Below are 24,179 nucleotides of genomic sequence, written 5' to 3'. Positions count from 1 at the left end.
ATACTATAAATATAGTTACTGTATATATGGATAAAATGGCCATTTTTTAGTAAGGTAAGCAGGTTAATAGAGGCGTAGCCGAACAAGCTAGCAAAGCTTAACTGTTTTTAGGTAGGCTCGCCCTAATCCTACTTATTTCATAGTGATTTTTTTATGACCTCCCAAGATAATATTTCTAATAATGACAACTCCCGCAAAGACTCTAAACCGATGAGTTTTCAAGATTTGATCTTGACCCTACAAAACTTTTGGGCATCCAAAGGCTGCGTGGTATTGCAGCCTTATGATATGGAAGTCGGGGCAGGGACTTTTCATACCGCGACTTTTTTGCGCTCGTTAGGCCCTGAGCGCTGGAATGCGGCTTACGTACAGCCTTCGCGCCGTCCGACCGATGGCCGCTACGGCGATAACCCCAATCGCTTGCAGCATTATTATCAGTTTCAAGTGGTGCTCAAGCCCAATCCGCCCAATATACAAGAGCTATATTTAGACTCTTTACGTGCCATCGGTATCGATCCTTTAGTGCATGATATTCGCTTTGTAGAAGACAACTGGGAGTCGCCAACGCTTGGCGCGTGGGGCCTGGGGTGGGAGATTTGGCTTAACGGTATGGAGGTCACTCAGTTCACCTACTTCCAGCAAGTCGGTGGTATCGAGTGCTTCCCAGTCACCGGTGAGATTACCTACGGTCTTGAGCGCCTAGCTATGTATGTGCAAGGCGTCGATAGCGTCTATGACTTGGTTTGGGCAGATGGCGAATTTGGCCGCGTGACTTATGGCGATGTGTTTCATCAAAACGAGGTGGAGCAGTCGACTTATAACTTCGAGCACGCTGATGTGCCGAAGATGAGTGAGTTCTTTGACTTTTATGAAGAGCAAGCGGATAAATTAGTCGATGCAGGCCTACCGTTGCCCGCTTATGAGATGGTGCTCAAAGCCTCGCATGCTTTTAACTTGCTCGATGCTCGCGGCGCGATTTCGGTCACTGAGCGTCAGCGCTTTATTTTGCGCGTGCGAACGCTGGCGCGTAAAGTAGCCTTTGGGTATGTCGAAGCAAGAGCCAAGTTAGGGTTCCCGTTAGCAGACGCGGAGCATCGTCAAGCTGCTATTGATAAATATCTGCCAAAAGAAGACGTGACAGAGTCTACTGAAGACTCCGCTGAAAATCAGCCTAGTAGTGATAATAACCGCACAAATACTGACACTAAGAAATAGGAGCATCCCATGAGTACCATTTTATTTGAACTGGGGTGTGAAGAGCTGCCGCCCAAGAGCCTAAAACCGCTACGCGATGCCCTGCAAGCTAGCGTTATCGAGCAACTAAAAGAGGCTGATATCAGTTTTAATAGTATTAAAGCCTTTGCCGCCCCGCGCCGTTTGGCGATTCAGATTCAGGGTATAGCACAAAGCCAGCCTGATCGTACTGAGCAAAAGCGCGGCCCAGCTATTAAGGCAGCTTTTGATGATGAGGGCAATCCCACCCGCGCGGCTATGGGCTTTGCCAAGGGCTTAGGCATAGAGACCAGTGAGCTGACGACTATCAATACTGATAAAGGCGATTACGTCGGCTATGAGCAAACCATTCACGGTCAAGCGACGACTGAGTTGTTACCTGATATCTTTCAAACGGCGCTCGATAATCTGCCGATTGCTAAGCGTATGCGCTCCGGTAGCGGCCGAGAAGAGTTTGTGCGGCCGGTGCAGTGGGTGGTGTTGATGCAAGATGATCAAGTCATCGATGCGACCATTCAAGGTCATCAAAGCGGTGCAAAAACGCGTGGTCATCGCTTTCATAGCCCAGACTACCATGAGCTCGATCATGCTGATAACTATGAGTCGCTGCTTGAGCGCTTAAAAGTGATCGCTGATTTTGATAAGCGCCGGATGATGATTAACAATCAGGTCAAAACTTTAGCTGATCAAGTCAATGCCGATGCGATTGTGCCAGCAGAGCTGTTAGACGAAGTGACAGCTTTAGTTGACTTACCGATTGCGTTAAGAGCAAGCTTTGAGCCAAGATTCTTGCAAGTACCGCAAGAGGCGCTTATCTCCACCATGCAAGCGGACCAGAAGTACTTTTGTCTGACCGACAAAGACGGTAAGTTGCAGCCGTATTTTATTTTTATTACCAATATTGAGTCTAAAGACCCTAATCAAATCGTCGAAGGTAACGAGAAAGTCGTGCGCCCGCGTCTGGCCGATGCAGAGTTTTTCTTTTTGCAGGATCAAAAGCAGCCATTATTTGCGATGACTGAGAGCTTAAAGACGCGCGTGTTCCAAGATCAGCTGGGGACGATTTGGGAGAAGTCTGAGCGTATCGCTAAGCTTGCTGGATTTATCGCTGGGCTACTCCAACAGCAAGGGCAGAGTATTGATCTCGATGAGACGGTACGCGCCGCCATGCTTGCCAAAGCGGACTTGACCAGCTCCTTAGTCGGTGAATATCCAGAATTGCAGGGCATCGCCGGCACTTATTATGCGCGTCTAAATGATGAACCTGAAGCCGTCGCTGCCAGTATTGAAGAGCAGTATCTGCCTAAGTTTAGCGGTGATATTCTGCCGCAGACGCCGATCGGTATTTGCTTAGCGCTAGCCGATCGCTTAGATACCTTAGTGGGTATCTTTGCTATTGATCAAGCGCCGACAGGTTCAAAAGATCCGTTTAGCTTACGCCGTTCGGCTATTGGTATTTTGCGCATTTTAATCGAAAAGCAGCTGCCTATTAACTTAGTGGCGCTGGTGGAACAAGCGATTAAAGGCTACAGTAATGAGTCAGGCAGTAAAATTGCGAAGATGGGCGATACCTTTACCCAAGTGATGGCGTTCCTCAATTCGCGTTATCGCGCCATGTACACCGAGAAAGGCGTCAGCGTCGACACCATTCAAGCCGTACAAGCGATCAACCCGCACATGCCGCTTGATTTTGATCAGCGTATCCGCGCAGTGCAGTCTTTTAGTAAGCTAGCGCAAGCGTCGATGCTAGCGGATTCTAATAAGCGTGTGGCGAATATCATCGCTAAGTCAGAAGGCGCAGTCGCTGATAGTGTTAATGAATCCCTATTAACGGAAGCCGCTGAACAAGCGCTATACGCAAAAGTGCAGCAAGCACAGCAGCAAGTTGCGCCCTTATTAGAGCAAGCGGACTATACGCAAGTACTGCAAACTTTAACCAGCTTAGATGAGCCACTCACGCAGTTCTTTGATAGCGTTATGGTCAATAGCGAAGATGCCGCATTAAAAGCCAATCGCTTAGCACTATTAAAGCAAGTCCGCGCACTATTCTTAACAGTTGCTGATATCAGTGAGCTGCAACTCTAGAAGCTAACGTTTTACTTATAAATTGATATAAATCAAAAACTGGCTTTATTGAGCCAGTTTTTTTATGAGCGCCTGCTATGCTAAGCGCGTCACTTATCGTAAAATCTAAAGGTGACAATGTAATATGCTCTAATATACTCAGAGTATTGACTGCCACTCAAAGGAGCCTTGCCGTGTTTGCTGTTATTACTACTATTCTTATCATCTGGATCTGTATGTGGCTGTTTTATAAAGTCATGTATCCGCGCCCGCCTAAAAGCATGATGCCAAAAGAAGGCGATGTCACCACACCGCGCACCTGCAACTTTTGTGGCCATAGTCTCGCTGAGTATCGCGGCGTGCTCGAAACGCAGCCTCATAGCGACGCGATGCTAGCTACGGATGAAGTAGTAGCGGATACAGCGGATACAGGAACGACAAAAAACCAAGCGCTGTTTTTTTGTAATTACGAACATCAGGCCGACTTTCATGCTGGTAAAACCTATAAGGCTCACTCCTAGGTGTGTCTAGGTTTAAAAATAGGTTTAAAGAACAGACTGCGCTTCTTGCATGATTTTATTTAATAGCTGCTCGTTGTGTTTGCTTTGCTGCTGACGCTCGGCTTCTGATTTTTTATGTGCATTGATTTGCTCGTACAAGTTTAAGCAAGACAAGACTAGCAAGTTCTCTTGATTCAGTTTAGGCGCGTCTTTTTTAATGTTAGTAGCAAAATCATTAATAAACTTTTCTGCCGCTCTTAGCTCTTGTTCTTCATCAGCGGGACAAAAGATAGGGTAGCTGGCGCCCGCAATCACGATATCTATTTTTTTGCTTTCCGGCTGCTTATGCTCTGGCTTTTTGTTTTGTGGCCCTGAGGCTGGATTAGCGGATTTATTATTGTACATATCATTGCTTTTATTGGGGTCAGTGGTTTGGCTCGGGCTATTAGCATTGACCGATGGGCGCGCCGCTTGGCTTTGGGCGACTCGGCTTTGCGTGCTTGTGTCTTGGGTCTGGGCCGGCGGTGTTTTTGAGTTATTAGCCGCTGTTACAGTGCTATCCTTGCTAGTCGTTTCGAGCGCTGGTTTTTGCGAGTCAGTACGGTTATCAGTCATAAAAAATCCTACACAATAAAGGTTTGAAATTAGCGTGAGAGCGCTTAGCTATCCATTTGGTCAATACGGGTCAAGCGCTGCAGTACCACTTGAGTACGCTCAGCCGCCAGTTGGTTTTTTTGCTGTAAATCGCTATTTTGTTGCTTGATATCGTCGAGCTGCTGCTTTGCTTGTTGGTTTTGCTGCTCTAAGCGCTGATTGATCTGTTCAAGCTCATTATTTTTTTGTTGTAAATCGCTGAGCTGACTCTGCAGTTTGTCTTGCTCTTCTCCTATCATGTGATGAGCCTCAGCCAAACTTTGATAGCGCTTATCTAAATCGCTCAGTTGTTTTTTGGCAGTGTCGCGCTCATTGGTGCTACTGCTGAGCTGAGACTTTAAGGAGGACAGCTCTTTTGGGTCAGGCTGAGGCTGTTGTTTTAGTTGACTGAGCTCACGACTGACCAGTTGATGCTGTTTTTTGATATCTAGTATCATTTTTTCTAATATTTTTAGTTGATCATACATAGTCAGTTTTTATCCTTAATAAACGTGATGATAATGAATTGGCTTTATGCGTTTAATAATGCCATAAGTGACCTCATAATATCTATATCAACAAAGTAATTGCCATTGAGCTTATAGTAGGCATTTTGGGCATCTTTATACTTTGTCGCGCTTATTTACCCTTAATTTATTTTGAATCAGGATGTTTTTATGAATGATAATATCTCAGGCTGGAACACTTGGTCAGATGCGTTTGCAGGTTGGACGGATGTGACAATCAGTGAGATACATGGCTTGATGACTGGGCTGATGACCGCTTGCAACGCGCCCGATGAGGCAGGTTGGGCTGCTATCTTGAGCGAGCTTAGCTTTGAAGCTTTGCCTGACGAGGCGCTAACTTTATTAACTGAGGAGGCTGAGGACACCGTGTTTCAGCTCAAAGATAAAGATGATGCTTATGCCTATACGCCGCTAGTGCCTGATGATGAACATGATTTGTACGAGCGTGTAATGGCGCTGAAACAGTGGGCCAATGGCTTTATGACCGGTTTTGGTATTACTGATTGTCATCTAAGTGCTGAGGAGAACGAGATGCTCTCTGATTTGGCGAAGATTGGCGCGATTCGTCTAGCCGAGGATGACGAGTTTGAGGGTGGTGAGGAGTCTTACCTATATATTTATGAGTTTGCGCGTATGGTGCCTGTCAGCTTTGCCACGCGCAAACGTAAATCGGTGCAGGAGTTGGCACTGATTGCCGGACTACCTATCGATGCTAAGACCACGAAGGAATTGCAAGCAGAAGGTAAGCTGCCAAAGCCCATGCCGCCAGTGATGGATGTGATGAATCAAAATAACCCATCGTAAGTAAACCGTTTATACTTCAGGTGAGCATTGCGCGATGTGCTCTGCTGTACATGGGCTGGCGGGTCTTGGCCGTATCGTTTATGTCAGCTCGGCCAAGCAACTCGGCGAGTGGATGGCGGAGATAGGTGTAGACTCGCCGCTGTCGATTAATGCGTTAGCTATCTCAGAGGTCGCGCCTGATATCCCTATCGATGGGCCAGTTGACGGCTTAGATGAGGAAGTAAAAGCACTACAACAGCGCTTTGTTAAAAATAGCTAACCTCTTTTTTAGATAGGCTAAGGATATTTTATGACCATAACCGCTAGCAATAGTGATGCAAAAACCAACACTAATCAGGCTGACTACCCTACGCAAAGTATCGATTGGCTGACGCGGCTAATTGGCTTTGATACGGTCAGTCGCCATTCAAACTTGGCGCTGATAAAAGATGTGCAAGGCTACTGCGAGCAGCTGGGTTTGAGCGTTGATCTCACCTTTAATGAGGCTCAGAACAAAGCCAATCTGTTTGTTACCGTACCCGCAGGAAAGAACCGAGATATTTTAGATGGCGGTTTGGTGCTCTCAGGTCATACTGATGTCGTACCAGTTGATGGGCAGGACTGGAGCTCAGATCCATTTAAAGCGGAAATACGTGGCGATAAACTGTACGGGCGCGGGTCGTGCGATATGAAAGGCTTTATTGCTTGTAGCTTAATGGTGCTACCTAAAGCAGTCAAATTATCTAAAGCGGGTAAACTCAGTCGTCCGCTACATCTGGCACTATCGTTTGATGAAGAGGTGGGCTGTTTGGGTGCGCCGCTGATTTTGGCGGATATTGAGGCGCGCGGTATCACTCCTGATTATTGTATCGTCGGTGAGCCAACTTTGATGACTATGGTGGTCGCGCATAAAGGCATTGCGGTTTATCGTTGCCGCGTGCATGGCAAGTCTGCGCATTCCTCCTTAACCCATAAAGGCGTCAATGCCATTAGCTACGCCAGTCGTTTGGTCGGTTATGTCGATGCGTTAGCAGAAGAGATCAGCCAGCGTGATGACAATGATGCTATGTTTGATGTGCCTTTTTCGACCCTGTCGGTCGGTACGATACAAGGCGGCACCGCGACCAACATCGTACCCAATCTGTGCGAGTTCACCTTTGACTATCGCAACTTACCGCACATGACGCAAGAGGATATCGTAGCACCGATCAAAACTAAAATTGCCGAGCTAAACGCGCAAATGCAATCGCGGTCTCCTGAAACCGGTATCGAGCTGATACAAGAAGAGGGCGTACCAGCGATGAGTGATGATAAGAATGACGAGCTACAAGAGTTAATCGCAGCTTTGACGGGCGATGATGAGCGCCATAAAGTGGCTTATGCCACCGAAGGCGGACAGTTTACTAACGCTGGCATTCCGACCATTATTTGCGGCCCAGGGAGCATTGAGCAGGCGCATAAAGCCGATGAGTTTGTGGCATTAAGTGAAATTGAGCGTTGTGATGGTTTTCTGCAGAAACTGTTAGAGAGCTGTACGGTTAACTAGATCTTTATCGATAAGAAAATTGTAGCTTATGCTCATAAAGTCAAAGCACTTAGAGTATAATTAGGTTTGATCAAACACCGTCGTAATGGCGGTGTTTATTTTTTTAACATCAGTAAGTTTCATAATACAGAGTAGGGGTTGCAGATGTCTTGGCATCTATTTACCGTGTTTTTTATCAGTACCTTTTTTATCTCCGCGACGCCAGGGCCTAATATGCTGTTGGCGTTTCAGTATGGGCTAAATTATGGGGTGAAGCGTACGCTATGGACGCTGGCAGGATTAAGCCTTGGTTTATTCATCCTATTGCTGTCAACCTTGCTAGGGCTAGACGTTATCAGTCGTCAATCGCCTTGGGCTTTAGAAGTAATCAAAACGGTAGGCGCGCTATATCTCATTTATCTGGGTATTCAGTCATGGCGCGATGCTGGTGAGGGCAGCTTGATGAGTGATGCCAAAGAAATGGGCGAGAAGGTCGCGACCGATTATCCGACTACTATGCCATTTATGACTGATGAGAAAACACCGCAGCCGCGCTCACTATCGAGTGCGGCAGTTAAGGTGTCACCAAACAATATGACCTTATTTCGTACCGGCGTTTGGGTGTCACTGTCTAACCCAAAAGCTATATTATTCTTCGCTGCTTTTTTCCCCAAGTTTATCAATTTTACGGCGCCCCTTTGGCCGCAGTATATAATGCTGACTGTTGGCTTGTTTTTAAGCGAAACCATTTGGCAGATCATCTATACGCTTGGCGGAAAGCAATTGGCTGGCTGGCTTGATGTTGGTGATCGTCTGGCTTGGCTTAATCGTGCTTGCGGCGTGATATTTATGTTGATTGCTGCAGCTTTATTGGCTGAAGTGGTTAGTCATTTTATGGTTTAAAGAACACTATGGTCAGTTCGAAATAAAGTCGATACGCGTAATATTAACGTGCAACTGCTATTCATTTTTCTTGCGTGCTGTATCTTCGATGTTTCGATGTTGCGCAGCTCTCATTGACAAGATGAATCCCAGCTGCACTGCATCGGTTTTAAGGTGATTCAACACTACTAGTTACTCCATAAGATACTGTGATAATCATGACAGCCGCATACAAAAAAGCCGTCCACTATTAATAGCAAACGGCTTTTCTTATCTAAAGTCGTATTACAAACATTGTGTTAGGCCAAAACCTCAACTAACTCACCCTTAACCATATGCGGACTGACAAAGTCAGTAATACGGACGCTAACGAGTTTACCAAGCAGCTCATCCTTTTGCGCTTCCTCAAACGGGAACATCACGGTGCGGGTATTGTCCGCCGTACCTAGCAAGCAATCAGGATGTCGATCCGCTACTTGTTCAACCAAGACGCGAGTGGTGGTACCGACCATTTCACGGGTCTTTTGTAGGGTTGAGTCGATAATCACCTTTTGAAACTCTGCCAAGCGCTCTTTTTTGGTAGTGAAGCTAACATCATCAGGCAGCTCAGCAGCTGGCGTGCCTGGACGCTTGGAATAAATAAAGCTGTACGAGTGATCGAAGTTTAATTCTTTTGCTAAGTTCAAGGTATCTTGGAAGTCCTGATCGGTCTCACCAGGGAAGCCAATAATAAAGTCGCTCGACAAGTGAATATCAGGGCGAATGGCTTTTAGCTTGTTAATCTGATCAATATATACATCGATCGTATGATTGCGTTTCATCGCCGCTAAAATAGCATTTGAGCCACTTTGAACTGGCAGGTGTAAGTGCGAGACCAGCTCAGGCAATTGCGCATAAGCATCGATAATATCATCAGTGAACTCGAGCGGGTGGCTAGTGGTATAGCGGATACGTTCCACACCGTCGACGTGCGAGACATAATGCAATAGCTCGGCAAAGCGGCAAATACTACCATCATCTTTTTCGCCGCGATAGCCATTGACGTTCTGACCTAATAGATTGATTTCGCGTACGCCTTGTTCGGCAAGGTTGTCAATCTCAGCAAGTACATCATCTAATGGACGCGATAACTCTTCACCGCGCGTATATGGCACCACGCAAAATGAGCAATATTTTGAGCAGCCTTCCATGATAGAGACAAAGGCTTTATAGCCTTCGACTTTAGGCTCAGGCAAGAAGTCAAATTTCTCAATGCTAGGAAACGAGATATCGATTGTGCCGATACGGTTTTTGGGCGCGATACCTTTTTGCTCATTAGACTGATCATACAGCTCTGGCAGACGGTGCAAGGTCTGCGGCCCAAATACCATATCGACATACGGCGCGCGCTTTTGGATGTTATCGCCTTCTTGTGAAGCTACGCAGCCGCCAACACCAATGACTAAGTCAGGACGTTTTTCTTTCAATTTACGCCAGCGGCCCAGCTCTGAAAATACTTTTTCTTGTGCTTTTTCGCGAATAGAGCAAGTATTCATCAAGAGCACATCAGCCTCATCAATATCATGAGTGACTTGCATACCGTGCGAATCGCCGAGCACGTCGAGCATTTTGTCAGAGTCATAGACATTCATCTGACAGCCCTGAGTGGTGACAAAGACTTTTTTGACAGGAGCGGCTGCAGAATGGGACTCTTCAAGCGCTGTTGCTGCTTGCGCAGCAAGGGTCGTTTCAGCAGTAGAGCTCGTATCGGTAGTATCGATACGCGGGTCAAATACAGTAACACTCATAACAAGACGTCCATGGTTAAACAGATTGGCAGGCTAAGCGCTGAAGACGAGACGCTGCAGACCAAGCACTAAAGATAAGGCGCGTATTTTATCATAATCAGTCTGTAAAGTGAAAAATAAGCATCAACGAATGTCATTCATCTACCAAATTATTTATAACAGTATCAATCGCTTATCATTTGCTCATCAATGACTCGTTATTGTCTAATGACTCAGAACTGGAGCAAGAGTGCCCGCTTATCATTATGTATGGTCACTATGTACGGTCACTATGTACGGTCACTATGCTTGTCATTGTGTACTGCTGATACGCGCTGCTAGTATGCGTTATAAAAGACGAGCAATATCATTTTGTTGTTACTGGGTACTATCCTGATTAGAGATAAATGGTAAAGTGATTGGTTGAAAGTTAACCAAATATAGTATGATCAATAGTATGATAAGTGCACTTATCGCAGCGCTAAGCATCAAATCGCTATACACAAGCCGCTAATTCACCTGATACTCATTTACTTGATACCAATTTACCTGATACTGAAGAATATAAAGAGAGTCCGTATGACAAAATTGCGCGTTACTCATAACAGCAAAGAAAAAACCACTACTAAGCACACTCTAAATTTACAGTTATTGAAGAGCGTCAAAAACAGTAAGCTGCGAGTGAGTGCGCTGAGCTTAGCGACTGCTATAGGGGCGCTTGGAGTATCACAAGTGGCTTGTGCTGAGCTGACTTGGGGAGACGGCGAGAGCTTTGAGCAAGAAGGCAGCTACTATTCAGGCAACAGCTATCAGCAGGGTAGTAGTGGTGTAGACTATTTTAATGCTGCCGCACAAGCGGAGAATAGAGGCGATATCAGTGCTTTGTTCAATTATGAGCAGCTGATGAGCGGTAGTCTGTTTGCCATGTACCCGACTTACTGGCGAATGAATTTGGATCTCAATTCACAAAGTGCAGCGGCTATCTCGCAGTTTGTGCGTCAATACCCAGGCAGTGTTATGGCCGAAAAGCTCGTCGCTGATTTTGCAGAGACCAAAGCCGGCGCTAATGATTATGCTTCCGTCCGTCAAGTGGCTAATCTGATTACTAATGCCGATAGGTCAGAGCGCTGCGCCATTGCCCTTGGGTTCAATAATGGCGGTGATACGATGCGCGCGCTGAGCGAGAAGTCTGACGTTTGGCTAACCACCAAAAAACAGCCTGCGCTATGTGATCAGCTAGCGATGGAGATGAATAATCACGCGCTTATTAGTAATAGCGATCGGGCCTCAAGACTGAAACGTATGCTGCGTGTCGGCAAGACTGGCGATATTATGGCGCTATCCTCACGCTTAGGCACGCCTATTCCTTATTCAGCTTTAAGCGAGATTCAGCTTAATCCTTCCTCGTTTCTTAGCCGATTCACTAAAGAGCCTAACAGTCAAATTAATCAATACCTTTATCTATATGCGATAGGCCGCCTTGCCGATAAGTCTTACCGCGAAGCGGCGATGCAGTTAGATTTTGATATCAAGCAAGACAATCAGCGCCGCGCTCGCTTATTAAACGATGACACGCGCCGCTACGCTTATCGCATTATTGGTGTCAAGCGTATGAACTATAATACCGATGATGGCTTTAATAGTGAGGCGGTAGATTGGTTCCGTAAGAGTCTGGACGATGATTTTAACTTTGAAGAAGCCGAAGATTATGCGATGGCTGCTATTCGTTTTAGTCGCTGGGATGATGTCGCTGAGGCGATCTCTCAGATGGATAGCGAGACCCAAAGATCCAATATATGGCAGTATTGGCTCGCGCGCGCTTATGAGCAATCAAGCGATGCCAATAAGCGTACTACTGCCAAACGTATGTATCAGCAGCTAGCAAAAAGTAATGACTACTACGGGCTAATGGCCAAAGACAAAATCGGCCAGCGCTTCGATGCCAGCCTTTTGGGCGGCAATAACTTGCCTAATATTAGCAGCGCTGATCGCGCACGCGTGATGCAAGAGCCAAGTTTTGCACGCGCTTTTGCACTGTATAATTCAGACGCCAATCGCTCGTTTGCCAATCGCGAATGGAACTGGGCGGTCAAGCAGGCTCGTGACAATCGTGATGATAGTCTGATCATTGCCGCGGCGCGCGTAGCGCATGATATGGGCTGGCTCGATCGCGCGATTTATGCCATCGATAATGCCGATAGAGTAGACAGCTTGGCACTATCGCATCCGATGCCGCACCAAAGCGCGGTGGTACGCTATAGCCGAGAGGCAGGCATTGATCCGGCGTGGGCTTACGGCATTATGCGTCAAGAGAGCCGCTTTGTGACCTCAGCGCGCTCGAACGTTGGCGCTAGTGGTTTAATGCAAGTCATGCCTGATACGGCTAAATACATCGCGCGCAATCTAGGCGAGACTTATAGTGCTAGCCGCGCCAATAGCGGCGATACTAATATCCGCTATGGCACTTGGTATATGGGCGATATCTTGAGTAAGCTCAATTATCAGCCTGTACTGGCAACCGCAGGTTATAATGCTGGTCCTAACAATGCCAAGCGCTGGCAGCCGGTTTATGGCTCGCTCGCTGCAGATCAGTATGTTGAGTCTATCGCTTATCCCGAAACTCGCAATTACGTCAAGCACGTGATGGAAAATGCCACTATCTATAGTAGCTTACTAGGTCGTCCGCAGCCGATTACTAATCGTATGGGATCGGTGCCCGCAGCTTTTTAACAGCCTCATGGCTGCGCAATAGCGTTTGACGTGGTTATAGTCGAACCACTATTAAAGTGTTACGGCGTTAGACTCGTTTAGCCTACTACTGTAGTACTTGCACTCGTCTGCCTTGTACCACTTTTAATATTGATTGACTATAGTAGTGCATCTTTATAGCAAAAGCCATCAGCAAGTAGTGTTGATGGCTTTTTTTTAATCTTTTTAGGATATTAATGTATTAAAAATAAAGGTTCAGATAAGGTTTTAACAGGCCGCGTTATCCTTTGCTATATCAAGGGATAGAAGTTTTTAAAGTTGATTTACGTTTTTGCTATAGAGAAAACAAAGTGTTTTGGTAGTATTAGACTAATCTGTCTCAATGTTATAGATTACTAGCTCTTTATTTAGTTAGCGTTCAAAAACAGAACGATAACTATAGGCTATTTTTATACCTGCTTCTACTGTTCGATAACTGTATACACCCTTTTGACTATGATAAATAAATATATAAATTTTATAAAGTATCAAGCGAACAGTCGTCAATCGTCTGTTTGGTACCGAGTGTCTGCTACCTCAGCCAAGCTAGCGGGTCTAATGCTATTACCTATCGTCTTTATAGCCCCTGCACAAGCGGCAAGCGCAGTCAAAAGTGGTCAGCGGGTACTCATGGTTGAGATGACCCCAGCGTTATGTAATCTACAGCCAACGCGCGCGCGGATGCGTCAATGTTTAGAAGGCTATTCTTTTACTATATCTGGGCTAGATTTGGGCTATGGTGAGCGCTGTGGCCGCGGTAGTGAGCCGCGTCTAAGTCCTCTACAGCTCAAAGTCGTCAACCGCATTATGCCGGACACGACAGTGCGCAGCCAAGCGTGGCATCGCTATGGGACTTGTAGTCCGCTGAGTGCGAACAGTTATTTTCGTCAAATTATTAACTATGCCGGAGACCTAAAGCTGCCCAGTGAGCTGACAACAGGTAATAGCTATACAGTATCCAAATCAAGCTTTCTTAAACAGATGATAAGACTTAATCGTGGTATGAGCGCATCTGACATCGATCTGATCTGCCAAGCAGGCAGTCGCCGCCAATCGATTTTGACTGATATCAATGTCTGCTATGAAGGCAATGATTTTGCCAGTTGTAGCAATGTCATCGACAGCTGCGACAAAAAATTTATTATCTCTGGAGGTCAGTAATAGATCGCGTAGATAAGGATATAGAGCAGACCGCTCGGTGCGCCCGATAAATATAAAAATGCAATAGAATAGACAGCACGACTATGGTTAAAAAGTGCTTTGCTATGGTGTTAAAAGCTTTTTCTGAGCATATTTTAGAGTGTGTTTTGAATTAAGCAGTCGCCTCTTCTATAAAACTCTTATCCGTATTCATTTGCTACTCTATTCATTTTAAATTGATTTTTGGGCGCTATCGAGTATTAGCGCTTAATTTGGTCCTATTATAGATGTTTACTTTGGTCGCTCATACTATAATAGTACGCGCATAAAATGTAACAATATAGCGCGCAAATCTTATACTCGCCTGCTATTGTTCCTAGACGGTTCCCTAAACGAGGTGCTACACTAGCTCTCGTTTTATGCGCCTTTTGCATAAAAGCCGTGTTTAATTCGAGCCGTTGTGACTGAAAAAGCGACTACTTAATAAAGATATTGTCGAACAAGATACTGTCTAATAATCAATTGGAGAATACTCTATGAAACAGCCTGTACGTATTGCCGTCACTGGCGCTGCTGGTAATATCAGCTATGCTATGCTATTCCGTATTGCTTCTGGTGAGATGCTAGGTAAAGATCAGCCGGTTATTTTGAATTTACTTGAAATCACTCCAGCACTTGACGCCCTAAAGGGTGTAGTTATGGAGCTACAAGACTGTGCTTTTCCGTTATTAGTAGATATCGTGCAAACTGACGATGCCAAAGTTGCTTTTAAAGATGTGAGTTATGCTTTATTAGTAGGCTCGCGTCCACGTGGCCCAGGTATGGAGCGTAAAGACTTATTAGAAGCTAACGCTGCTATCTTCTCAGCACAAGGTAAAGCGTTAAATGAAGTGGCTAAACGTGATGTTAAAGTCCTAGTCGTTGGTAACCCAGCGAATACTAACGCCGTTATCGCTCAGCGTAATGCACCGGATCTAGATCCACGTAACTTCACCGCGATGACGCGCTTAGATCACAACCGCGCTATTGCTCAATTGGCCGAAAAGACCGAGAGCACTGTTAACGATGTGAAAAAGATGATTATCTGGGGTAACCATTCGTCAACTCAGTATCCAGATCTAACCGCTTGTACTGTCAATGGTAAGCCTGCGTTAGACTTAGTCGATCGCGACTGGTACGAAAACACGTATATCCCAGAAGTACAAAAACGCGGCGCAGCAATTATTAAAGCGCGTGGTGCCTCTTCAGCTGCGTCAGCTGCTAATGCAGCGATTGACCATATCCGCACTTGGGTTATGGGCACAGATGGCGACGATTGGGTCTCTATGGCGGTCTACTCTAACGGCGAATACGGCGTTGCCAAAGGCTTGATCTACTCGTTCCCTTGTACTTGCAGCAATGGTGACTGGTCTATCGTTGAAGACGTCGATGTCTCAGCAGAGTTCTCAAAAGAGAAAATGGCTGCCACTGAGCAAGAGCTAAGCGAAGAGCGTGACGCAGTATCTCACTTACTGCCATAAGCGCTATAGAATTAAGTGCTGATTAAAGATACAAAAGCCTTGCTTGTATAGCAGGGCTTTTTTTTGCCTGCTCCGTTAACACAACTGGTAAGCTTAGATAAACTTTGACTAACAGCTTTTATCAGTAGGCTTGCTACAATAAAGACGTTCGCTAAAAAGCATTAAAAAAGCACTAGAAAAAAAGCACTAGAAATAAGTCAGATAATAAATAACCCTGTTAAAGCTTATATCAACGTTAAGGAGAAGCAGTATGTTAGGTGAAGTAGATTACAATATGAATGAACTATTCGCTCAGTTAGGTCTGGATAATTCAGATGAAGCGATTGACAAATTTATCGCTGATAATCAGTTAGGCAAAGATGAGAAGCTAGTAGAGGCTGACATCTGGACCGACAGTCAGCGTATGTTCTTAAAAGAAGAATGGAAAAAAGACGCCGCTTGGGTAGAGGTTATTGATGACTTAAATGTGCGTCTGCATCCTGATGCTTAGTCGTTAGAGCTTTCATTAGTTAGCACGTAATAAGTCATATATCAAAAAGCCACTTTAATAATAAAGTGGCTTTTTTAGTGGAAAGGCGACACGCGCAAATCTTGTTAATCTAACTGCTGCTCTCGCCAGGCCAGCAGGTCAGTCACGTCTTGATGAATGCCCTGCTTTAGAGCGGCTAAACCCTCATAGTTACGCTCGCCGTGCAAGTAGTGCAAAAAGCGCACCTGCAAGCTCTCACCATATAAGTCGCCTTGAAACTGCGGAAAATGCACTTCTAAGCGCCATTCTTGCTCTTTAGTCACTGAAGGCCGAGTACCGATACTTGCAGTACCAAATAGACTATACTCTCGTAGTCCTGCTACGCCCATTTGCCCTTCTTCTGCAAGAGCGCTCAGTCCATCTGCTACGATATTGCCTTGTTTATCAAGACGGACCACGTCGACTGCAAAGATACCGTGTAAGGCAGGCTTTATCCGAGACAGCTCAATATTAGCAGTCGGAAAATCCATAGTGCGGCCGATTTTATCACCGCCAACGACTTGGCCCATAATCGTATAATCGCGGCCTAATAAGCGATTGGCTGCATCAATATCACCGGCTAATAGCAAGTCGCGTACGCGGGTTGAGCTGATGCGATCATCTTGCTGCTCTTCATCTGTGACGGTTTGCAGGTCGGTGACTTGTAGGCCATAGTTCTGCAAAAACTGACTGTCACCGGTGCGATCATGACCAAAGCGAAAGTCATCGCCTAAAACAAGCGCTTGTACGTTTAAGCGTTTCGCTAATAGGTCGGCAAAAGCAGTAGCTGACAGCGCGCGAAAATCACTATCGAAGCCAGCTACAATTAACGTATCTACTCCAAAATCCGCTAGCAGCGCTTGTTTTTCTGCTAAAGTAGTCAGGCGCGCAGGGGCCTTTTGCGGGGCAAAAAACTCTCGCGGCTGCGGCTCAAATAGCATCACCGCTGCGCTCAGGTTTTGCTCATCAGCTAAGGCACGTACCTTTGCCAGCATCGCTTGATGACCTAAATGCACGCCATCAAAATTGCCAATGGTTAGGACGCAAGGCGCCAAGTCAGTCGCTTTAACACTGTCATTAACAATATAAGGCGGTGCAATCAGTTGTTCTAAATAATAGGTATTCATAATTTACAGCTATGATAGGAGCGGTTGAATAAAAGACACAGGTCATGAATCTAAGAGCATAAAAGACGTCAAGGGCTGCCATTATAAAGTAAAATAGCCAAACTCACACTGCAAACTATAGACCACAACTTATCCTATTAGGAGCGCTATGTTAGACAATGTCACCCGTCGTCACCAGCAGACGACTACCACTTCATTAGCCCCAATTGCACTAAATGATAAGTTTGCTGTAGGGCGCGCTAGTCTCAATGACCTAACGGCTATATTAGATATCTATAATCAAAGTATCGCCGGCAAACAAGCGACCGCTCAATTGGCACCTGTCACTAGTGCTGAGCGTGCCAGTTGGTTCGATGAGCATCTCAATGATCCCAAACGGCCCATTTATGTGGTCACTACAACATCAGCTGACTCGCCAGCGGTTATTGTCGCTTGGGGCAGCTTTAGCGATTTATACGCGCGTACCGCCTACCATATCAGTAGCGAGGTCAGTATTTATCTGCATCGCGATTATCACAGGCAAGGCTTAGGCCGCTTATTGATCGAGTGGATGCTCACTCAAGCGCCAAGTCTCGGCATTCACAATGTCGTGGCGCTAATCTTCGCTCATAATACGCCAAGCTTAACCTTGTTTCGTAAGCTTGGCTTTGAGCAATGGGGCTATATGCCGCAAGTTTGCGATATGCAAGGCTTTATCGCCGATGTAGTCATGCTCGGTATCGCGATTGACAATAATGTCAGTGAAACCGCGATCTAAGCGAAACAATAACTGCAACGAATAGTTGCCAACCGTTGTTTTAGTCGCTAAACCAAACTAGCCCAAAATCTTCCACTGACCGTTGACTTTGCGGAGCTGATACGTCAAAGGCGCAGGCTCGTCTTGGCCTTTGAGCCGCAGCTCACCTGTAATAGTCGCTTTGGTGTTATCAGCATTATATTGAGTATCGGTGATAGTCACACTCTCGACTGTCTGCTGAAACGCGCTTTGGGTATTGGCAAGCTCTTGCTCAAAGTTTGCCATATCGACCTGATAGTAGCCGGCGGCATCTTCGACATCACCGTAATATAAAGTGTCTAAGGCTTGTTTGACGGTATCCTCTGGAGTATTGGGCTCAGTAGGGTTAGTGACTAGGCTTGGCTGATCAGGAGCTGTAGTCACAGGAGTCATATTACTGCTTGGCATACTCGTCTCATTCGTGGCATCGCTATCGAGAACGAGCGTATCGTCATCGGTCGCAGCGTCATCTGCCATAATACCATCATCTTTAGCCGCTACAGCTTCTTCCACTGGAGCATTGCTATTAGCAACGACTGTCTGTTCGCTATTATCTTCGCTTATTTGTACTTCATTACTGTCATTATTACTACAGCCAGTAAGCAGTAGACTAGCTGTCAATAAACCTGTCGCCAGTACTAGTGGTTTTGATACGAGAGGGGTTGTCATGGTAGACCTCAACATAGGTTAATATAGGGTTTTAGTACATCAATCATTATGACGATTCTGCCTAGTATTGACAAACGCTACTTATGGCAGCGCTGCGCCTCAAGTTAACCGTGCTTAAGCTGACGCGGACGAAACCCGGTTATGAGCAAGACCACACCATAAACCACGGCGCCAATCACACAAATAATCAGTAGCGCTACCAGTCGGCGCCACTGTGCCGAATCCGTTGGAAAGTAGGGCAGCATCAGATAGAGCGCTGCAACCATAGCGCTAGTTGCGATAATAAACTGCGCAAATAGCTTTTTCCAATGGCTATCAAAACGGAAAATACCACGCTTATGTAAGAAGTAATATAGTAAGCCGGCGTTAACAAAAGCGGCACCCGTCGTTGCTAGGGCAAGGCCACCATGCAAAGGAAGCTCAAAGAAGTAAAAAATACCAATAAACAGCACGCTAAATATCATATTGGCAAACACCGATACAATACCGATTTTGACCGGAGTCTTGACGTCTTGACGAGCAAAAAACGCGGGTGCAAAGATTTTGATCAGCATAAAGCCTAAAATACCGCCGGCCATACTGCGTAGCGCTAGACCGCTCATCTCAGCATCACGCAATAAGAACTCACCGCGTAAAAACAGCGCTTGCATCATCACATCAGAGAGGGTAAATAGTGCCGCGGCAGCTGGCAGACCTACTAGGATGATGAGACGCGCCGCCCAGTCGATGGTCTTTTTAAAGGTAACATCGTCCTTTTTGGCTTCACTAGCAGAGAGGCTAGGCAAAATAACCGTGCCAATCGCTACCCCAATCAGTCCTAGTGGTAGCTCACTCATACGTTCAGCGGCATACAGCCAAGAGACGGAGCCGCCGATCATTAGCGAGGCAAAGACGGTATTGAGTAATAAATTAATCTGGGTAACCGATACGCCAAAGATAGCGGGCAGCATCAGCTTTAAGATACGCTTGACGCCTTCGTGCCTAAAGTCGACTTTGGGCGCGACCAGCAGCTTTTGTTGCCATAGCTGCGGCAGCTGAATTAAAAACTGCAATAACCCTGCGATAGCCACCGCGTAGCCTAAAGCCATGATGGGCGTGTCAAACATCGGCGCAAATATCAAGGCCGCGCCAATCATACAAAGGTTTAATAATACAGGCGCAAAGGCGGGAGCGGCGAAGCGTCCATAACTTTGTAGAATGCCGCTAGCAAAAGCGGTCATCGAGATAAATAGAAGATAGGGAAAGGTGAGACGGAGTAAATCAGCAGTGACCGCAAATTTATCGGGCTGATCGGCAAAGCCTGGCGCAAATAAGGTCACCACCCAAGGCGCTAATAAAATCACCACTACTGTCAACATCGACAAAATCAGCAGCAAAGCCCCAGAGGTGCGACTGACCAATAGTTGTACTTGTTGCAGATTGTACTTCTCTTTATACTCAGAAAGCACTGGCACAAAAGCTTGGCTAAAAGCGCCTTCAGCGAATAGACGTCGCAGAAAATTTGGAATTTTGAACGCCACCAAAAACGCATCCATTAAGCCGCCGGCACCAAACACGCCTAGCAGCACTATGTCACGTACTAAACCCAAAACCCGTGATAGCATGGTCATGCTGCTGACGACCATTGTGGAGCGGAACAAGCGACTTTTTGCCATGAGAACCTTTTTTGTTTGCTGATGAATATAAGAAGGTCAAAAATTGACGGATTATAGCATTTTAAGACGCTTGATAAATGGATTGACTGTAAAATCTAGTCTATTATCAAAGCATTATTACTCATCGAGCTTGTTGGCTATCATTGAGCGCAGTCGTGCCCAGTCAAAATAGTCACCCGGATCGGTTTTACGACCTGGAGCGATATCGCTGTGTCCTGTTAAGTGCCGGCGGGTTTTGGGATAAGCTTTGTATAGCGCCGTGATGACTGCGCTTAAGACCTGATACTGAATATCGGTAAAAGCAATAAAGTCTGAGCCTTCAAGCTCAATGCCGATGCTATAGTCGTTACACTCAGGACGGCCTAAGTAGCTTGACCTGCCGGCATGCCAAGCACGCTCATTGAAGTTGACAAACTGAGTGATAGCGCCATCGCGCTCAATAAACAGATGCGCCGATACTTCAGCGCCTTTGATCGTTTGAAAGTAGGGGTGGGCATCCCAGTCGAGGGTATTGGTAAATAGTGCTTTGACATAATGTAGGCCATTGCTGTCAGTCTGAGCAAACTCATTGGGCGGCAAGCTAATATTATGAATGACAATCGTATCGATATAAGGACTTGGATCACTATCACTGCTATGAGGTTGAGTAGGTCGGTCATTTTTATTGGGCGAGCTCAGCCATGCGGCAGAGGATAATTGACCATTAGCAATAGTCATCGGCGTGGTGGACATAGTAGTCTCTGTTATAATGAGAAAAGGATATAAAAAATCAACGATAAAGTCAGCTCGTAAAGAGCCATTTGATTATAAAAATTTATGGTTAATAGTCAATTCAAGATGACATATCATACACGCTAGCTAAACGAAAGATAAGCGCACGCTTATCATCAGCAAACATTGATAACTGGTTATAAAGCGTTAATAAAGCAAAATACGAGAGACTAATCCATGTCTATAAATCATAATGTTAAAGCTAGTGTGAAAGCGGCAGCTTATCATTCAAGATATCTAACCAAGACAGCTCGCCTGCCGCTTGCGGTTGTTGGGGTGTTATTGAGCGCGCAAGTATCCGCTTTTCTACCGACACCATCGTCAGTGGTCGAGGGTGACGCACTATTAGCGGACGCCGCGAGCGCGGATAATATGATTGCTGCAGCTAAAGCAGCATCTACGCTCACATCACGCTCAGTCGCAGTGACCAGTGTTCGCCCTAGCGCTACTCTTAGCTTAGTAACTAAAGCCGCCAACACTGCTAGCACTAACAGCTTAGTGGCTGATAAACAAAATAAAAGCGCAAACCTAGCAGCAGAGCAATTATTAGCAACTTGGCGTCAGCAAGCCGCTACGCAAAATTTGGCTCAGCATAAAAGCTGGCGCCGGCTGCTTTATTTTCTTGATGATAAAAAGGGACTGTTTACTAAGGCCAAAAACCAAAGCACTATCAATGACCCTACGTTTTTTTTAACTGCTAATGGTAATAAAGACTCAGCCGCTGAGCTTGACGCGACGCTTGTCGCTTTAGCGAAGCAAATCACTATGCTAAACCGCGCCGCTACGAATGACTCGGTTATATGCCGCTTTCCGGCGCGCGTAAACTGGCTAGCTGAGCAGTTAGATATCGATAAGTCGTCTCTACAGGCCGACTGTCCAGAGCTAAAAGAGTGGATGGCGATGCTGGCGCCTGAGCAGTTATCTATTATGTTTGCCGAAGAGTATTTGGACAATCCCATCTCAGCTTTTGCTCATACGCTACTGCGTATCGACTCCAAAGCGAGCGCCGCTAATTTTACCCAGATCAATCACGCTTATGCCTTGAATGATACTGTCGATGGCGATCCCGATGATCCTTTTGTGCTTTATGCTATCAAATCGATCAGTGGCGGTTATGATAATCGTATTGAGATTGACCCCTATCCTGAGAAGCTTGCTAAGTATCTCAAAGACGATGAGCGTGATACTTGGACTTACCGGCTGGATTTGACGCCAGCGGAAGTACAGCAAATCATCGCCCATGTTTGGGAGACCAAAGATTTAGAGATCCCTTATTATTTTACCACTGACAACTGTGCTTCTGAGATACTGCGCCTGATCGATGTGGTGCGTCCGCAGCAAAGCCTCTTAGCTCAGCTGCCTTACGTGGTCGTGCCTTCTGATGTGATCAAGCTGCTTAATGATGAAAGCCTGCTAGCTAGTCGTCGTTATACCCCAGCAGATAGTAGCGTTAGGCAAGCGCAGCTTAATCAGGCCAAACGTTCGGCCAAACTTGGCTACACAACGCTTAGTAAAGATGAGATTAATAGTATTAAGTCAGAGACGGTCAATTCAGCATCCAGTATGTCAGCCGACGAGCAAACGCTATCGATGTTGCCGATTGCTACAGCGGATAACGACCCGATAGATCGTCATCGGCTGCAGCGCACTCATATCGGCGCCGGTCAACGCGGCGATAATAATTATATCGAGATTGGTATGCGTGCAGGCTTTCACGATACTCTTGATCGGCCAAGCGGCTATCCACAGTTTTTTGATTTAGAAGGGCTTAAAGCTTCGCTACGGATATATGATACTGAAGACGACAATGTCAATAATGACCGAATTGAACTGCAGAATTTTACTTTGTTTCGAGGGCGCTCATTTAATCCGGACAATGCTGCCAAAGAAGGTCAGACCTGGGGCGCTAGCATAGAGGCCACGCAAGTCAACGATGGCTCGCAGCAAGATGGCGCGGCGCATTTAGTTGGTAGTGCTACTTTTGAGTACGGTAAGTCCTGGGTATTTGGGCAGTCGCCTGCTGTAGATGCTGACAGCGGCAAGCTGACAGGGGAGATGCCGCAGCAGTTATGCTATACCTTAGCGACAGGAGCGCTACAAGGTGGCCGCGGTATCAATAAGGGCTATCGTGTTGGCGCTGGTGTCAATGCGGGCTGTCGTTACCAGATTAACAATCGCTTACGCGCGCAAGCTGAACTGCAATTACCATATTGGTATCATGGCAGCGATAGCGCTGAGGTACGCGGTCACTATTGGCAGCCGATCAGCACTATCGGCATGCATTATGATATCGACAAAAACCAAGCGCTACGTATAAAGGCCAGCTACGATTGGCAAGACCGCGTTGAAGATAATGACGATATCCAACTGTCTTATATGCGCTATTTTTAAGTGTTGTCAGCAATAGTAGTGGCAAGAAACTATGCAAAAAAAAGCTATGCCAAAAAAAACTATGCCAAAAAAAGGAGACGCTATGAGTACGCAAAATTTGCTGGTTATTGGTCAAGGTGATATCGGTCTACCCGTCACCAATCAACTTGCTACAGACGGCGTATCTGTGACGGGCCTTGCTCGCAGTAAGCGCGAGCATTATGATTTGCATGATCGTGCGCAGTTTATGCAAGCCAATGCTTTGCACTTGACGAGCGATCAGCTACAAACGTTTAGCGCGATCGCCATTATTGTCACTCCTGATGAGTATTCCGCTAGCGGCTATAGCGCCAGTTATTTAGCCATTTGTAAGCATTTAGCGTCTTTAGCTGATAAGTTACCTCAGCTTAAGCGTGTAGTTTTTATCTCCTCAACAGGCGTTTATGGACAAGATAATGGCGAGTGGATTGATGAGCATACCGCGCCTATAGAGCCTGAGCGTGAGGCCTCCAAGATAATCTTGCAAGCAGAGCGAGCACTACAGCAAGGATTTAATGATAAAGCTATCATTATTCGCCCAAGCGGTATCTATGGCCGCGAGCGCCTGATGCGCGTGCGAAAATCGCGCGAATTAAATAAAGAGGCCATTGCCGCTGAGCATTGGAGCAATCGCATTATGGATCGCGATTTGGTGACGATTATTGCTAAAGTGCTAACCTTAGAGACCACAGATACTGAACAAGCAAAGCTATTAAAGCCGCTTTATATCGCAACTGATTATCTACCTGTGACCACACTTGAGCTTGATGCGTGGCTTAGTAACAAGTTAGGCGCAGCCGCTGCTAAGAGGGATGATAATAAAAGACTAACTACCGGTAAGCGCTTGCACAGCAATATTCCGTTAACTTGGCTCAGCTATCCTGATTGGCAAACTGGTTATAATGATATTTTGCAGCATCTACAAGAGTAATTTTTTATCTATT

Annotated in this window: 21 protein-coding genes; 14 read left to right on the top strand and 7 right to left on the bottom strand. The window is 46.0% G+C overall.

Going from position 1 to position 24,179, the window contains the following annotated elements:
• The first annotated feature begins 210 nt into the window (after window positions 1-210).
• The 3 genes from glyQ to JMY03_RS05230 all read left to right on the top strand — a co-directional run bounded on the left by glyQ (window position 211) and on the right by JMY03_RS05230 (window position 3,818).
• Entirely contained in the window at window positions 211-1,215 is a 1,005-nt protein-coding gene (gene glyQ / locus JMY03_RS05240) for a glycine--tRNA ligase subunit alpha (RefSeq protein ID WP_025644706.1), read from the top strand.
• Window positions 1,216-1,224: 9 nt separating this feature from the next.
• The gene (gene glyS, locus JMY03_RS05235) at window positions 1,225-3,318 is read left to right on the top strand and encodes a glycine--tRNA ligase subunit beta (RefSeq protein ID WP_201601670.1); all 2,094 of its coding nucleotides are present in this window, start codon (window positions 1,225-1,227) and stop codon (window positions 3,316-3,318) included.
• A gap of 173 nt (window positions 3,319-3,491) precedes the next feature.
• Window positions 3,492-3,818 carry a hypothetical protein gene (locus tag JMY03_RS05230; RefSeq protein WP_227675490.1) on the top strand — a complete coding sequence of 109 codons (327 nt, stop codon included), beginning with the start codon at window positions 3,492-3,494 and terminating at the stop codon, window positions 3,816-3,818.
• Between the two features lie 24 nt (window positions 3,819-3,842).
• Here JMY03_RS05230 and JMY03_RS05225 read toward each other — a convergent pair whose 3' ends face one another.
• Together JMY03_RS05225 and JMY03_RS05220 are read right to left on the bottom strand one after the other, a co-directional pair.
• Window positions 3,843-4,412 carry a cell division protein ZapA gene (locus tag JMY03_RS05225; RefSeq protein ID WP_201601667.1) on the bottom strand — a complete coding sequence of 190 codons (570 nt, stop codon included), beginning with the start codon at window positions 4,410-4,412 and terminating at the stop codon, window positions 3,843-3,845.
• Between the two features lie 44 nt (window positions 4,413-4,456).
• Complete coding sequence (locus tag JMY03_RS05220) at window positions 4,457-4,918, bottom strand: hypothetical protein (protein WP_201559376.1); 462 nt, start codon at window positions 4,916-4,918, stop codon at window positions 4,457-4,459.
• Between the two features lie 189 nt (window positions 4,919-5,107).
• Between JMY03_RS05220 and JMY03_RS05215 the strand changes: the two genes are divergently transcribed.
• The 4 genes from JMY03_RS05215 to JMY03_RS05200 all read left to right on the top strand — a co-directional run bounded on the left by JMY03_RS05215 (window position 5,108) and on the right by JMY03_RS05200 (window position 8,168).
• A complete protein-coding gene (locus tag JMY03_RS05215; protein ID WP_201601664.1) occupies window positions 5,108-5,761 on the top strand; it encodes a UPF0149 family protein in 654 nt (217 codons plus the stop codon).
• Between the two features lie 34 nt (window positions 5,762-5,795).
• Window positions 5,796-6,020 (top strand): hypothetical protein, encoded by a 225-nt coding sequence (locus JMY03_RS05210; protein WP_240990414.1) that lies wholly within the window; start codon window positions 5,796-5,798, stop codon window positions 6,018-6,020.
• Between the two features lie 30 nt (window positions 6,021-6,050).
• A complete protein-coding gene (gene argE / locus JMY03_RS05205) occupies window positions 6,051-7,286 on the top strand; it encodes an acetylornithine deacetylase (protein ID WP_201601661.1) in 1,236 nt (411 codons plus the stop codon).
• A 144-nt stretch (window positions 7,287-7,430) separates the two neighbouring features.
• Window positions 7,431-8,168 (top strand): LysE family translocator, encoded by a 738-nt coding sequence (locus JMY03_RS05200; protein WP_201601658.1) that lies wholly within the window; start codon window positions 7,431-7,433, stop codon window positions 8,166-8,168.
• Window positions 8,169-8,446: 278 nt separating this feature from the next.
• Here JMY03_RS05200 and miaB read toward each other — a convergent pair whose 3' ends face one another.
• On the bottom strand, window positions 8,447-9,934 hold the full coding sequence (gene miaB / locus JMY03_RS05195; RefSeq protein WP_201601655.1) for a tRNA (N6-isopentenyl adenosine(37)-C2)-methylthiotransferase MiaB: 1,488 nt from the start codon (window positions 9,932-9,934) through the stop codon (window positions 8,447-8,449).
• A 558-nt stretch (window positions 9,935-10,492) separates the two neighbouring features.
• Here miaB and JMY03_RS05190 point away from each other — a divergent pair.
• From JMY03_RS05190 to JMY03_RS05175, 4 genes are all read left to right on the top strand, one after another.
• Window positions 10,493-12,643 carry a lytic transglycosylase domain-containing protein gene (locus tag JMY03_RS05190; RefSeq protein ID WP_201601652.1) on the top strand — a complete coding sequence of 717 codons (2,151 nt, stop codon included), beginning with the start codon at window positions 10,493-10,495 and terminating at the stop codon, window positions 12,641-12,643.
• Between the two features lie 543 nt (window positions 12,644-13,186).
• Window positions 13,187-13,822 (top strand): hypothetical protein, encoded by a 636-nt coding sequence (locus JMY03_RS05185; RefSeq protein WP_227675489.1) that lies wholly within the window; start codon window positions 13,187-13,189, stop codon window positions 13,820-13,822.
• 515 nt (window positions 13,823-14,337) lie between these two features.
• Window positions 14,338-15,321: a malate dehydrogenase gene (locus JMY03_RS05180; protein WP_025644683.1), complete on the top strand. Its 984-nt coding sequence runs from the start codon at window positions 14,338-14,340 to the stop codon at window positions 15,319-15,321.
• Between the two features lie 250 nt (window positions 15,322-15,571).
• The gene (locus JMY03_RS05175) at window positions 15,572-15,811 is read left to right on the top strand and encodes a DUF2789 domain-containing protein (protein WP_201601650.1); all 240 of its coding nucleotides are present in this window, start codon (window positions 15,572-15,574) and stop codon (window positions 15,809-15,811) included.
• 104 nt (window positions 15,812-15,915) lie between these two features.
• On the opposite strand, the gene ribF is transcribed toward JMY03_RS05175, so the two are convergent.
• Entirely contained in the window at window positions 15,916-16,956 is a 1,041-nt protein-coding gene (gene ribF / locus JMY03_RS05170) for a bifunctional riboflavin kinase/FAD synthetase (RefSeq protein WP_201601648.1), read from the bottom strand.
• A 148-nt stretch (window positions 16,957-17,104) separates the two neighbouring features.
• Here ribF and JMY03_RS05165 point away from each other — a divergent pair, with 148 nt between their 5' ends.
• Window positions 17,105-17,713: a GNAT family N-acetyltransferase gene (locus JMY03_RS05165; RefSeq protein WP_025644677.1), complete on the top strand. Its 609-nt coding sequence runs from the start codon at window positions 17,105-17,107 to the stop codon at window positions 17,711-17,713.
• 57 nt (window positions 17,714-17,770) lie between these two features.
• Here JMY03_RS05165 and JMY03_RS05160 read toward each other — a convergent pair whose 3' ends face one another.
• The 3 genes from JMY03_RS05160 to ampD all read right to left on the bottom strand — a co-directional run bounded on the left by JMY03_RS05160 (window position 17,771) and on the right by ampD (window position 20,787).
• Window positions 17,771-18,400: a hypothetical protein gene (locus JMY03_RS05160; protein WP_201601646.1), complete on the bottom strand. Its 630-nt coding sequence runs from the start codon at window positions 18,398-18,400 to the stop codon at window positions 17,771-17,773.
• A 104-nt stretch (window positions 18,401-18,504) separates the two neighbouring features.
• Entirely contained in the window at window positions 18,505-20,055 is a 1,551-nt protein-coding gene (murJ, locus tag JMY03_RS05155; protein WP_201601644.1) for a murein biosynthesis integral membrane protein MurJ, read from the bottom strand.
• Between the two features lie 117 nt (window positions 20,056-20,172).
• Window positions 20,173-20,787: a 1,6-anhydro-N-acetylmuramyl-L-alanine amidase AmpD gene (ampD, locus tag JMY03_RS05150; RefSeq protein ID WP_201559231.1), complete on the bottom strand. Its 615-nt coding sequence runs from the start codon at window positions 20,785-20,787 to the stop codon at window positions 20,173-20,175.
• Window positions 20,788-21,003: 216 nt separating this feature from the next.
• Here ampD and JMY03_RS05145 point away from each other — a divergent pair, with 216 nt between their 5' ends.
• Both JMY03_RS05145 and JMY03_RS05140 read left to right on the top strand, forming a co-directional pair.
• Window positions 21,004-23,217, top strand: a complete 2,214-nt coding sequence (locus JMY03_RS05145) for an Lnb N-terminal periplasmic domain-containing protein (protein WP_201601642.1) — start codon at window positions 21,004-21,006, stop codon at window positions 23,215-23,217.
• An 82-nt stretch (window positions 23,218-23,299) separates the two neighbouring features.
• On the top strand, window positions 23,300-24,166 hold the full coding sequence (locus tag JMY03_RS05140) for an SDR family oxidoreductase (protein ID WP_201601640.1): 867 nt from the start codon (window positions 23,300-23,302) through the stop codon (window positions 24,164-24,166).
• Window positions 24,167-24,179 lie beyond the last annotated feature (13 nt).

The organism is Psychrobacter submarinus (assembly GCF_904846685.1).
GTDB lineage: Bacteria > Pseudomonadota > Gammaproteobacteria > Pseudomonadales > Moraxellaceae > Psychrobacter > Psychrobacter submarinus.
This window is presented reverse-complemented; position numbering and strand designations above follow the sequence as displayed.